This is a genomic window from Ruegeria sp. BH6 (assembly GCF_056538105.1).
In genome coordinates, this window is the sequence record NZ_JBQFSR010000001.1 from 1,030,213 (window position 1) to 1,043,021 (window position 12,809).

The 12,809-nt window shown below is 56.0% G+C and carries 14 protein-coding genes; 6 read left to right on the forward strand and 8 right to left on the reverse strand.

Annotation, left to right across the window (positions count from 1 at the left end; genetic code table 11):
• Positions 1-12: 12 nt before the first annotated feature.
• The 8 genes from ACR0B8_RS05125 to iscR form a co-directional block, all read right to left on the reverse strand.
• A complete protein-coding gene (locus tag ACR0B8_RS05125; protein ID WP_170358522.1) occupies positions 13-579 on the reverse strand; it encodes a YIP1 family protein in 567 nt (188 codons plus the stop codon).
• Positions 576-1,061 (reverse strand): YIP1 family protein, encoded by a 486-nt coding sequence (locus ACR0B8_RS05130; RefSeq protein ID WP_480657607.1) that lies wholly within the window; start codon positions 1,059-1,061, stop codon positions 576-578. Before ACR0B8_RS05130 ends, ACR0B8_RS05125 begins: the two co-directional genes overlap by 4 nt.
• Positions 1,061-2,344 carry a Fe-S cluster assembly protein SufD gene (sufD, locus tag ACR0B8_RS05135; RefSeq protein ID WP_170394134.1) on the reverse strand — a complete coding sequence of 428 codons (1,284 nt, stop codon included), beginning with the start codon at positions 2,342-2,344 and terminating at the stop codon, positions 1,061-1,063. The genes ACR0B8_RS05130 and sufD overlap by 1 nt, the downstream gene beginning before the upstream one ends.
• Positions 2,344-3,099 (reverse strand): Fe-S cluster assembly ATPase SufC, encoded by a 756-nt coding sequence (sufC, locus tag ACR0B8_RS05140; protein ID WP_170358524.1) that lies wholly within the window; start codon positions 3,097-3,099, stop codon positions 2,344-2,346. Before sufC ends, sufD begins: the two co-directional genes overlap by 1 nt.
• Positions 3,100-3,168: 69 nt before the next feature.
• Entirely contained in the window at positions 3,169-3,942 is a 774-nt protein-coding gene (locus ACR0B8_RS05145) for an FkbM family methyltransferase (RefSeq protein ID WP_226688436.1), read from the reverse strand.
• Between the two features lie 43 nt (positions 3,943-3,985).
• Positions 3,986-5,506, reverse strand: a complete 1,521-nt coding sequence (gene sufB, locus ACR0B8_RS05150; RefSeq protein ID WP_170348751.1) for a Fe-S cluster assembly protein SufB — start codon at positions 5,504-5,506, stop codon at positions 3,986-3,988.
• A gap of 18 nt (positions 5,507-5,524) precedes the next feature.
• The gene (locus tag ACR0B8_RS05155) at positions 5,525-6,568 is read right to left on the reverse strand and encodes a cysteine desulfurase family protein (protein WP_170548962.1); all 1,044 of its coding nucleotides are present in this window, start codon (positions 6,566-6,568) and stop codon (positions 5,525-5,527) included.
• 60 nt (positions 6,569-6,628) lie between these two features.
• Entirely contained in the window at positions 6,629-7,087 is a 459-nt protein-coding gene (gene iscR, locus ACR0B8_RS05160) for a Fe-S cluster assembly transcriptional regulator IscR (RefSeq protein WP_170348753.1), read from the reverse strand.
• 177 nt (positions 7,088-7,264) lie between these two features.
• Here iscR and ACR0B8_RS05165 point away from each other — a divergent pair, with 177 nt between their 5' ends.
• The 6 genes from ACR0B8_RS05165 to ACR0B8_RS05190 form a co-directional block, all read left to right on the forward strand.
• The gene (locus ACR0B8_RS05165; RefSeq protein ID WP_170348754.1) at positions 7,265-7,918 is read left to right on the forward strand and encodes an alpha/beta hydrolase; all 654 of its coding nucleotides are present in this window, start codon (positions 7,265-7,267) and stop codon (positions 7,916-7,918) included.
• Complete coding sequence (locus ACR0B8_RS05170) at positions 7,918-8,163, forward strand: hypothetical protein (RefSeq protein WP_170348755.1); 246 nt, start codon at positions 7,918-7,920, stop codon at positions 8,161-8,163. Before ACR0B8_RS05165 ends, ACR0B8_RS05170 begins: the two co-directional genes overlap by 1 nt.
• A complete protein-coding gene (locus tag ACR0B8_RS05175) occupies positions 8,160-9,317 on the forward strand; it encodes an HD domain-containing protein (protein ID WP_480657604.1) in 1,158 nt (385 codons plus the stop codon). Before ACR0B8_RS05170 ends, ACR0B8_RS05175 begins: the two co-directional genes overlap by 4 nt.
• A 391-nt stretch (positions 9,318-9,708) precedes the next feature.
• A complete protein-coding gene (locus tag ACR0B8_RS05180) occupies positions 9,709-10,044 on the forward strand; it encodes a DMT family transporter (protein WP_226688434.1) in 336 nt (111 codons plus the stop codon).
• A gap of 76 nt (positions 10,045-10,120) precedes the next feature.
• A complete protein-coding gene (gene typA / locus ACR0B8_RS05185) occupies positions 10,121-11,938 on the forward strand; it encodes a translational GTPase TypA (RefSeq protein WP_170348758.1) in 1,818 nt (605 codons plus the stop codon).
• 300 nt (positions 11,939-12,238) lie between these two features.
• A partial coding sequence (locus ACR0B8_RS05190) for a hypothetical protein (protein WP_480657602.1) occupies positions 12,239-12,809 on the forward strand: 571 nt, incomplete at its 3' end.

The following is a 12,809-nucleotide window of genomic DNA, read 5'->3' on the forward strand; positions in this document are numbered from 1 at the left end:
GTCTTCATATCCCTATACCGGGCCGCTTGGTGTTAAAGCGAGGACAAAGGGGGCTGCGATCAACGCAGACAACACTATGACCCCAAAGGATTTCCAAAGCGTTCCGAACTTATGCGCTTCATTGAGGAAATGCAGCGTGACGTAAAGGCTCACCAGCGCTGTGGCAAACAAAAACAGCACCATCAAAACCGGAACGAAAATTGCCAGCACAAGCGTTACGAACATCGCCGCGCTTTGCAGGAACTGCAACCAGACCGTCAGCGTCATGATCTCGTCGAATGACGCGCGCCCGCCCAGCAAACGCCCGACGAACAGGAACGCCGCAATGCTGAACATCATTAGGGCGGCCGAGCGGATAAGGCTCATGAAAATCGGTTCGGGTGCAGGAACATTCAGGCCTTCCGGCGAAGGAACCAGATGTTCGATCCCAAACTGCACCAGCCCATTCAAAACGACGGCCAGACAGAAGGCCAGCCACAGAACTTCGCGCCCGACGCGAAAGGATAATAGGTGCCGGGCCGCTTCAGCCGGGTTGACCAGCGTCAGGACCGCAATGTTACCTAGGGTCGAGAAATTCATTCCACCTGCCTTTGTGTTTGTCTCAGGCCCGCCAGCCAGAACCAGATAAACACGCCAAACCAGGCTGCCCCTACCAGGGTTAACGCAGGTCCTGGCCCGATGAGACCCGCCACCAGACCGTTCAACAACACCAATGGTGTCGACGACAGTAAAGCCCAAAACAAAGCCAGACGAGCACCGTAAGCCGTGCCGCGACCGCCAACCAAACGAGCGGCCCCGTAAGATACGAACGCCAGAAGGTAAAACAGCAACGGCAGTATGAAAACAGTGCCTAGCAAAGCCGCGGCCATCAGCGCGTTCAGCTCAAGCCCTTCCAAATGCGCCCGCCGCGCGAGGCCGGGAAGCTGTGCGATGAAAGCCACCACGCAAAACCCCATGACAAAGACCAAGGCTCTGTCTTCCCGCTGCCCCAAACCCAGAAGCCGACGCACGACGCGCCCCGGCCCCCGGTACGTGGCCACGATATCCGATGTGACTGGCATCAGCTGCGGCGCGCCAGCCAATCTTCCAAACGGTTCACGATCTTTTCAGCAACTTCGCTGTCTTCGATCTCGTCCACCGCTTCGGCCAGAAAGGCCAGTGTCAGCATGTTGGTTGCGTCTTTGACCGGAACGCCGCGTGATCGCAGGTAGAACAGAGCCGTCTCGTCAATCGCGCCCGAGGTCGAGCCGTGTGAACAGGCCACATCATCGGCATAGATCTCAAGCTCGGGCTTGGCGAGGAACTGGCTGTCGTCGTCCAACAGAAGCGACTGGCTGATCTGATAGCCATCGGTCTTCTGCGCGCCTTCTTTCACGAGGATCTTACCCTGGAAGACGCCGGTCGCACCGTTGCGCAGAACCTTCTTGAACACCTGGCGGCTTTCGCAGTTCACCGCGTCATGGGTGATAAACACTGTGTCGTCATGGTGAAAATCACCGTCTCCGACACATGCACCTGCCACATGGGCAACCGCATCATCTCCGGTCAGTTCCACGACCTGCTCATTGCGGGTCAGAACGCCGTTTGCGGTCAGGGTAAATGACTTATAGGTCGATTCCGTTCCCAGACGGGCGAACATATGAGTCATTGCCCGACGTTCATGATCGCGACCTTGCGCGCGCACATGATGCAGCGTCCCATTGTTGGCGATGTCGATCTCCATCACCTTGTTAAAGCGCGACGCGGCCGGACCAACCTCAAGCACGGTGACCTCGGCATCTGGTTCGACACGGATCACGTGATGCAGCATCGCGTCCGATGTTTCCGAGGCGTGACGATACATCAGGCAGATCGGCTTGGACGGTTTGCCTGTCACATGGATGGCAACACCATCTTTGGCAAAGGCTGTGTTCAGCGCAGCCAGCGGACGCGGCACTGGGGTCTGGCCACGGCTCTCTAACGCGCCATACAGCTCTTTGGCCCAGTGAATATCCTTGCCGCAGATATCCTCGATCCGGTCGATCATCACACCCTCAAGTGTCAGATCATCGGATTCCTCGGGGCTGAATACTCCGTCGACGAAGACAATTTTCAGATTGTCCATGTCTTCGAAAATCATGGGCTCGCCCGCATCGAAAACCTCGGCGCGCGGTGCTTGAGCCGAGATCAGCGTATCAGGACGTGTGTACTTCCAGTACTCATCGCGACGGCCAGGCAGGCCCATCTCTTGCACACGCGCAAGCGCATCCTCGCGTGCGGCACGGGTGCATCCGCACATCTCGGGCATGGCCAGGGATGCCAGCCGCTCCTCGGTTGCGGTCAGTTTCTCTTGTGGCAAAGCCATCAGTTCACCTCGGCCAGAATGTCGGCATAGCCATTATGTTCAACTTCCAACGCCAGCTCGGGTCCGCCGGTCTTCACGATACGACCGTCGGCCATGATGTGTACGACGTCCGGTTTGATGTGATCCAGCAGCCGCTGATAGTGGGTGATGACCAAAAAGCTGCGACCTTCGTTGCGCAGCGCGTTCACGCCTTCGGACACCAGCTTCATCGCATCCACGTCGAGACCCGAGTCGGTTTCGTCCATGATGCACATCTTGGGTTCCAGCATAGCCATCTGCAGGATCTCGTTACGCTTTTTCTCACCGCCCGAGAAACCAACATTGACCGGACGCTTGAGCATATCGGCGTCGATTTTCAGCGTCTTGGCCTTAGCGCGGACTTCTTTCAGGAAGTCTGCCGCTGACAACTCCTCTTCTCCGCGCGCTTTACGCTGAGCGTTTACCGCTGTGCGCAGGAAAGTCATGTTGCCAACGCCGGGAATTTCGACCGGATACTGGAACGCAAGAAAGACGCCAGCGGCAGCACGCTCTTCTGGCTCCATGTCCAGCAGGTCTTCGCCGTCCAGCGTCGCCGTACCTTCGGTGACCTCATAGCCGTCACGTCCCGAAAGCACATAGCTGAGCGTCGATTTGCCCGAGCCATTCGGTCCCATGATTGCGTGTACCTTGCCAGGCTCGACCGTCAGGTCCACACCCTTGAGGATTTGCTTGTCTTCGTCTTCAAGCTGTACGTGCAGGTTCTTGATTTCCAGCATGATTTTTCCTCTTTTCGCGCCAGTTTGATTGCCTGCCGCCTTGTTTGAATTTTGGTTTCTACCTGATGGCTATGCAGACTTAGCGACCTTTGCCGGTCCCTCGCTGGGTTTGATCAGGAAGTTTTCGTTAACGCGGTAGCGCCTGAACTGGTCGACCACCTCATAACCATTGGTCGCGATCAGTTCGTGGAATTCGGTGGCATTCTTGTCATCCACTTCGACAAAAATCACAGGGCGATTTTGTCCCAAACTGGGTAAAAGACTTTCCAGAACGGCGATTTCCATACCCTCGACGTCAATTTTTATAAAGTCGAATGAGCGGTCTTTTACCAATTCTGCAGCCGGGACAACGGGAATAGACCCTTGTTGCTCAATCAGTTTACCCCCACCCAAATTCCTGGCGTTCCAAGACACACCAAGGTCCGAGCGTGCCTCGTTCGAAACACCGTACCCAACCCAGTTGAAATCAACCTTACTTTCCATCCCATTCAAGTGGAGGTTGCTAACCAAAATCTCGGCAGCCACAGGATTGGGTTCAACAGGAACTACTAGAGACGCGTGAAGGAACAGCGCCAAGTACAGGCTGTGGTTCCCGACATTTGCGCCGATATCCAAAAAACTGCCGCCAACAGGGAAGTGTTCTGAAATCATCCCAAGCTCTTCGACTTCGTAGAACGCACCCCCAAAGTGACATTTTTGTATCGTATCTTTTGGATTGATCACGGAAAAAAAGACTGTTCGGTCATGAACCCGAGCCCGAACCACCTGCCCCGCTGTAGCTCTAAAAACGCCAGAGCGTCTGGAGCTTCTAACCCATCTTTTGAAATCTGCAGCTGTTTCCACAAGGAATGACCTTTTAGAGTTGCCGATAGTCAAGCTCGACCGGTCAACCGACCGAGCCCTCCAATGAGATCGCAACAAGCTGCTGCGCTTCCATGGCAAACTCCATCGGCAATGCCTGCAGCACGTCCTTGCAGAACCCGTTGACGACCAAGGCCACGGCTTCTTCCTCGTCCATACCGCGCTGGCGGCAGTAGAACAGCTGATCGTCGTCCACTTTGGATGTCGTCGCTTCGTGTTCCACACGGCTCGAGTTGTTCTTGACCTCGATATACGGAACCGTATGTGCGCCGCATTTGTCGCCGATCAGCAGGCTGTCACACTGCGTATAGTTCCGGCTGTCCTTCGCCTTCGGGTGCATCGAGACCAACCCGCGATAGGTGTTCTGCGCCTTGCCCGCGCTGATGCCCTTGGACACGATGCGCGACTTGGTATTTTTGCCCAAGTGAATCATCTTCGTGCCGGTGTCGGCCTGCTGATAATTGTTGGCAATCGCGATCGAATAGAACTCACCCTGGCTTTCATTGCCACGCAGGATGCAGGACGGGTATTTCCAGGTCACGGCCGAGCCGGTTTCGACCTGCGTCCACATCACCTTGGACCGGTCGCCCCGGCAATCCGCCCGCTTGGTCACAAAGTTATAGATACCGCCCTTGCCGTTTTCATCACCGGGGAACCAGTTCTGAACGGTCGAGTATTTAACTTCAGCATCTTCTTCGACGATGATCTCAACCACAGCGGCATGCAACTGCGCGGTATCACGTTGCGGCGCGGTGCAGCCTTCCAGATAGGACACATATGATCCCTTATCGGCGATGATCAGCGTGCGTTCGAACTGACCAGTGTTTTCGGCGTTGATGCGGAAATAGGTGCTCAGCTCCATCGGGCAGCGAACACCCGGCGGGATGTAAACGAACGATCCGTCCGAGAATACGGCCGAGTTCAGCGTGGCATAGAAGTTGTCGGATACCGGAACCACAGTGCCCAAGTATTTCTTAACCAGTTCAGGGTGTTCCTTGATCGCCTCAGAGATCGAGCAGAAAATCACACCGGCCTTGGCAAGCTCATCCTTGAAGGTCGTACCAACAGAGACCGAGTCAAATACCGCGTCCACAGCGACCTTACGGCCTTCGGCTGGCGCATTCTCGGCGCCTTCGACGCCGGCCAAAATCATCTGTTCTTTCAGCGGAATGCCCAGCTTTTCATAGGTGGCCAGCAGTTTGGGGTCGACCTCGTCCAGCGATTTTGGCTTTTCTTCCATCGACTTGGGACGGGCATAGTAATACTGGTCCTGAAAGTCGATCGGGGGGTAATGTACCATCGCCCAGGTCGGCTCTTCCATCTTGGTCCAGCGTTCAAAGGCCGACAGACGCCATTCGGTCATCCATTCGGGTTCTTCGTTTTTGTCAGAGATCAGTCGAACGATATCCGGGTTCACACCTTTGGGCGCGTACTCCATTTCGATATCGGTATCCCAGCCGTATTTATAAGTGCCAGCCTCGCGCACCGCGTCCACGGTTTCCTGATCGACACCTTCTTTTACCTGGGTCTGGTCCAAAGCGGCCATTTCCTTCACTCCGTCAAGTCACGCGGCACGCGCGCGATGCTTTTTCTCTTTTTCCAGCCACGTTTCGGCGAAACGCAGCACATCTTCTTTCGTCGTAAAAGGTCCCAGCGAAACGCGTATTGCGCTGGCTGCCGTGACCTCATCATACCCCATTGCCGTGAGGACCGCGCTGGCGCGCACCTTGCCACTGGAACAGGCAGAACCCGCGCTGATGGCAAACCCCGCCAGGTCCATTTGCATGACCTGTGTTTCGCCTTTCCATCCCGGAGTGGCAAAACACAATGTGTTAGGCAGGCGATCCTGATCCTTCCCGACAAAAATAGTCAATTTAGAACCGGCCTCAAGGGCATTTTCTAGAATATTTCTAATTTCTTTGACCTTGTCCCAAACCCCATTGGCAAGATCCCGTGCAGCGGCTTCTGCTGCGGCCCCGAAGCCCGCGATTCCAATGACATTTTCGGTACCCGACCGGCGCCCCATTTCCTGACCACCGCCTTGGATTTGGGCAGGCAAATCCGTGCCGCGTTTCATCACAACAGCACCAACACCCTTGGGGCCACCCAATTTATGCGCTGAGATCAGCGCCATTTGGGCACCCAGCCAGTTGAAGGCCACCGGTAGTTTTCCAAAAGCTTGCGTCGCATCGGTTACGGCAAGCCCCGCAGGCAAAGCCTGCACGATACCGGTTTCCGAATTCGCCAGCTGCAAGGTCGATTGAGCAGGATCGGAGACTTGAACGCGGCCCGAGGCGTCCGTTGGCAAGTCTTCTGTAATCCAGGATCTTACCGCGTCATGCTCAACAGCAGGTCCATGCAGGCCACGCCCGCGTAACGTCAGCGCCGCCCCCTCGGTGGAACCCGACGTGAATACGATATCCGCCCCATCCGCACCAAAGGCCGCCGCGATTTGCGCCCGCGCCTTCTCGATCAAGGCCTTGGCGGCTCGTCCCTCGGCATGCACCGAAGACGGGTTGCCGCAAACCTCCATCGCCGCGATCATCGCCTCTCTGGCCTCGGGGCGCAAAGGAGTCGTGGCATTATGATCCAGGTAAACACGACTCATGGAGTCACCTTTTCACGAATGCGAAGTGGTATCGCGTTTTCATAGACCAAGTGCATAATCTCACTCGTCCACCACTGCAAACAGGCTCGGAACCGCGGGACACGGGGCCAAATCGTTTCTGATTACGTCCGACAGCCGGGTTTGATGCAGGAAAACATAAACATGGGCGCTTAGCCCTTCCCACAAACGGTTGCTTAGCGATTGCGCCCGGCTTCCTGATGACGCACCCGAAGCCCCTGCGCCTTTTTGCAGCGCATCCACTGTTTCGTCGACCGCCGACAGAATCTCGACCACGCGAATTTCCGAAGGCGACCGCGATAACCGATACCCGCCACCCGGTCCGCGAACCGATGAGACCAGATCGGCACGGCGTAGTTTCACGAACAATTGCTCAAGATAAGGCAGTGAGATGTCCTGCCGCTCAGAAATCTCACTCAGCGTTACAAGCGTATCTGTCGGTTGCAGGGCGATATCGGCCATAGCTACCATCGCGTAGCGACCCTTGGTCGAAAGCTTCATTCTCGTCCCCTTTTGGTCGATACCGCGCGAAAACATTGACGCCGCCGCTGCCAGTGCGTATCTCCGACGGGCAGCGCATTGCGCAATGCAAAATTATTAGAACCGTTCTAAGGTGCCTGACGATAACCGTCAAGTATATCCCGGCACCAAGAAGAAAAAGACAGGACCAAAGCACACATGCCCGAGGTGATTTTTCCCGGACCCGAAGGCCGCCTGGAAGGCCGCTACCACCCGCAAAAGGAAAAAGACGCACCGATCGCCATCGTGCTTCATCCGCATCCTCAATTTGGCGGGACCATGAACAACAAGGTTGTCTACAACCTGCATTACGCATTCTACAATATGGGCTTTACCGTTTTGCGGTTCAATTTCCGTGGCGTGGGTCGCAGCCAGGGTGAATACGACCAGGGTGTTGGTGAGTTGAGCGACGCAGCCTCGGCGCTGGATTACCTGCAGTCAATGAACAACAACTCGAAACACTGCTGGGTCGCGGGTTTCTCGTTTGGTGCATGGATCGGCATGCAGTTGTTGATGCGGCGCCCGGAAATCACCGGCTTCATCAGCGTGTCACCCCCTGCAAACATGTACGACTTTTCGTTCCTGGCACCCTGCCCGTCCTCGGGCCTGATCATCAACGGATCAGCCGACCGCGTGGCACCACCTGCGGACACAACCTCGCTGGTGAACAAGCTGCACGAACAAAAGGGAATCACCATCACCCATAACGAGGTTGATGGCGCCGATCACTTCTTCCAGGATCGTCACATGGATACTCTGATGACCGATGTCAGCGACTATGTGAAACGCCGCCTGACCGAGAACACACGCTGATGTCTGACACCATCACCACCCTGGCCGCCAAGCTGGCCGAGGACACAATGAAAGTGATGGATGAAACCGGCGACGACCGTTTCTTTGTCGAAGTGGGCGAACATCTGGGTGCGTCCTCGCAGACTTTGGAAGAAGCCTTCCTGACCGAAATTCGCGTGCGGTTGGCCGAGCGCAAAGCCCGCAAGTTCGTGATCCAGAGGCTCTCGGATCACCGCTCCAAATTGAAAGCGATCGAAAAACAATGACAAACAGACTGTCCGCGCAAATCGAATTTCTCAAACGCGTGGACAGGCTGAAATCGGTCGATCGCGCGAATTTTCTTCTGGATCAATCCCGCGCTGAAAACGCGGCAGAACACAGCTGGCAACTCGCGCTTTGGGCGCTGGTTATGCAACCCTTGGCTGATGAAGGTGTCAGCATTGATCGGGTCATCCGCATGCTGTTGCTGCATGATTTGGTCGAAATCATTGTCGGCGATCATCCGATCCATCTGCAAACCGATTGGCAAGCGGTCGAACGGGCCGAGCAAGCCGCCGCGTCAGAATTGTTCGATCTTTTGCCCGAAGATCAGGCCGAGGCTTGTCTGAACCTGTGGCAAGAGTTCGAGGCCGATCAGACCCAAGACGCCAGATTCGCGAAATCCCTTGATCGCTGCCAGCCGATGTTTCAGGTCCTCTGCGCCGCGGCCCCGAGGGCGGATCACAAAGCTATTGTTCAGGACAATCTGAACGGCGGGCGGGCCGCTTATCTGAAGACCGAATTTCCAGACGCCTATACCGCAGCGCAATGCCTGCTGAACGGAGACACCCCTGCACAGACTTCATTCTCAGCTCGCCTTGGATTTCTTGCCGAAAGCGACCAACTGAAATCCGTCTACCGGGCTTCGCGCCTGCTCAGCGGTGAGCGGTTCGAGAATTCGGCCGAGCATTCATGGCACATCATGCTGTACGCTTGGATTCTGTCCGAATACGCAGCACGCGATGTGTCCATTGACCGCGTTTTACAAATGCTTCTGCTGCATGATGTTGTTGAGATCGACGCCGGGGATAACCCCATTCATGGTCATGTCGACCACGCGGCCCAAGAAGCCGAAGAGCAAGCCGCAGCAGAGCGCCTGTTCGGGATGCTACCGGATAATCAAAAGGCGACCTTTCTGTCTCTGTGGCATGAGTTCGAAGCAGCCGACAGTCCCGATGCCCGCTTTGCCAAGGCAGTTGACCGTTTTCAGGCACCAGTCGGAAACCTGGCAACGGGCGGCGGATCATGGGTGGATTATGATGTCAGTTATGCGCAGATCGAAACCCGTGTCGGCACTCCGGTCAAACGCGGCGCACCAGACTTGTGGGCGTGGCTGCAACCCCAGCTAGATGCCTACTTCGCTGCCACGGCAACCATGTAGGAAAAGAAAAAGAGGCGCAAAGGCCTCTTTTTCCCTTGTTTCGGCAGGCGCTCAAACCTGAAAACTATCTAACCGTTCAACAAACTTGGCCGCGTTTTTGTCGACGGACCCCCCGCCAGCAAGCCACCCAAGCACCACGATCAAAGCCGAAACAAAAACTATTATTCCTGCAAATTTAGTCATGCGATGTAACCTGGAAAACAAAAATCATTAAAAAACAACGCGTTTTTAACATAACCCAGGGTCAAAAAATAGTCAGGTTATCCATACTTCCCAAATGGCTAGTGTTTTTGCCTTAACGTCATTGCGCATGTCGAGAATCCGAAATTTTGCTTGCTCGCTTTGCCGTTTTCATGCTCAACCTCGCAAAACATTTGTCGAGACACCTACCGTGCCCAAAGCCTATCTGATCTTGTTGCTGGCGGTCATCGCAGAGACCATCGGCACAACGTCCCTGCAAGCCAGCCAACAGTTCAGTCGTTTCTGGCCCTCCGTTCTGGTGGTTGTCAGCTATGGCATTGCTTTTTACCTGCTGGGCCTGACGCTAAGATACATGCCGGTCGGAATTGTTTATGCGATCTGGTCCGGGCTTGGCATCTTTCTGATCGCGATCATCGGCTTCATTGTTTTCGGGCAAAGGCTGGACTGGCCAGCCGTCATTGGGTTGATCATGATTTTGGCCGGAATCCTGATCATTCACCTGTTTTCCAAGACGGCCGGCCACTGATCGCCGGTTAGGGCTGGTCTATTTGGTCAAACCACGCTATGCGCGCGGCAACTTCCCGTTCAAAGGCTGACCTCTCATGGACCTGCGCAATATCGCAATCATCGCTCACGTGGACCACGGCAAGACGACCCTGGTGGATGAGCTGCTCAAACAATCCGGCGCGTTCCGGGAAAACCAAGCTGTGGCTGAACGCGCCATGGACAGCAACGATCTTGAACGCGAGCGTGGCATCACCATCCTGGCCAAAGCCACCTCGGTCGAGTGGAAGGGCACGCGCATCAACATCGTCGACACCCCCGGCCACGCCGATTTTGGTGGCGAAGTTGAGCGGATTCTCAGCATGGTCGATGGCGTGGTACTGCTGGTCGATGCCGCCGAAGGCCCGATGCCTCAGACCAAGTTTGTGACCTCCAAGGCGCTTGCGCTGGGACTGCGCCCGATCGTCGTTTTGAACAAGGTCGACAAGCCCGACGCCGAACCCGACCGCGCGCTGGACGAATGTTTCGACCTGTTCGCCAACCTTGGCGCTGATGATGACCAACTGGACTTCCCGGCAATGTACGCATCGGGCCGTTCGGGCTGGGCAGATATGGAACTGGACGGACCGCGCAAGGACCTGACCGCGCTGTTCGACCTGATCGTTGATCACGTCCCTGCCCCGCAACAGGCCGAACGCAAGGACGAACCGTTCCGCATGCTGGCGACCACGCTGGGCAGTGATCCCTTCATCGGCCGTATCCTGACCGGCCGCGTGGAAAGCGGCACGCTGAAGGCGGGCGACAGCCTCAAGGCGCTGTCCCGCGATGGCACCCTGATCGAGAACTTCCGCGCGTCGAAAATTCTGGCGTTTCGTGGCCTCGCGCAGCAACCCATCGACGTGGCCGAAGCTGGGGACATAGTCACCATCGCAGGGATGAGCAAAGCCACTGTTGCGGACTCGTTGGTATCCCCGCAGGTCGAAGAAGCCCTGCCCGCCCAGCCCATCGATCCACCGACCATCACTGTGACCTTTGGCATTAACGATTCCCCTCTGGCAGGTCGTGACGGCAAAAAGGTCCAATCCCGCGTTATTCGTGACCGACTGATGAAAGAGGCCGAATCCAACGTCGCCATCCGCATCACCGATACCCCCGGCGGCGAGGCGTTTGAGGTCGCGGGTCGTGGCGAATTGCAAATGGGCGTTCTGATCGAGAATATGCGCCGCGAAGGGTTCGAACTCAGCATTTCGCGCCCGCAGGTTCTGTTCCGTGAGGAAGAAGGCCAGCGTCTGGAACCTATCGAAGAAGTCACTATCGACGTCGATGACGAGTTTTCGGGCTCGGTGATCGAAAAGATCACCGGTGCACGCAAAGGTGAATTGGCCGAAATGCGCCCCGCCGGTGCAGGCAAAACCCGGATCATCGCACACGTCCCTTCACGCGGGTTGATCGGGTATCATGGCGAGTTCCTGACAGACACACGTGGCACCGGCGTTCTGAACCGCGTGTTCCACGGCTGGGCCGCGCACAAGGGCCCGATCCCGGGCCGTCGCGCAGGCGTTCTGATCTCGATGGAGAAGGGTCAGGCCGTGGCTTATGCCCTGTGGAACTTGGAAGAGCGTGGCCGCATGTTCGTTGCCCCACAAACCGACGTTTACCAGGGCATGGTTATCGGTGAGCATTCGCGCGACAATGATCTGGAAGTAAACCCTCTCAAGGGTAAAAAGCTGACCAACGTCCGCGCAAGCGGATCTGACGATGCCGTACGGCTTACGCCCCACGTTCAGTTCTCGCTGGAAGAGGCGATTGCTTATATCGATGATGATGAATTGGTTGAGGTCACCCCAAACGCTGTTCGTCTACGCAAACGCTTCCTGGACCCGCATGAACGCAAGCGTATGGCGAAGTCTGCTTGAGTCTCCCTTAAGTATAGTTGCCACAATTGCAACAATGCCACACATCTGACAAATTTGTGCGCGCATGAACTGCGCAAATATACGAAAAGCCCGCCGTTTTGGCGGGCTTTCTCTTTGTTTTAAGTGTATTTTTTTCGCGTAAAATTTGTTCCTAATATTAATTCAAATTAAACACCTCTTGTAAATGTGACCCAAAATAGGTGTAATTGTGGTTGAAGTATGGCACAATTGATGTACCAAAACGTAAAGCACAAACTGTAGTGCAATAGTGTTAGTAACGAGTTCTGAAGGAGCGGCGCCATGCGCGTGAAATCCCATTTATTATCTTTTGTATTTGTCTCAGCAACATTACCGTTCATCACCGCCAGCGCGGCGCAGGCGGAAAGATGCAACATCAAAACAGCCCGACAATCGGTATCGACAGAAACGTTGTGCGGCTGCTCAGTCGTCGATACGCGCATGTTGCGCTATATCCAACGCCGAGCTGATTTCGAGGACATTCTGGCCCGTACACTTGATAGTTGTCCGGCTTTTGCGGCTGTCCTGACTGATTTGCCAACGGCGTCCACGGCTGCATCTGATCGCGATAGTGACAGCGACACCTTTGGCGCTTCAGGCAACGGTGATAACGGCGGCGGCAGCAGTGACGACGGCGGCGGCAACAATGGCGGCGGCAATAACGGCGGCGGCGGTGGCGGCGGCGGCAATAACGGCGGCGGCGGTGGCGGCGGCGGCAATAACGGCGGCGGCGGCAATAATGGCGGCGGTGGCAATTCCGGTAACGGCAACGGCGGCAACAATGGCGGCGGTGGCAATTCCGGCAACGGCAACGGCGGCAACAATGGCGGCGGTGGCAATTCCGGCAACGGCA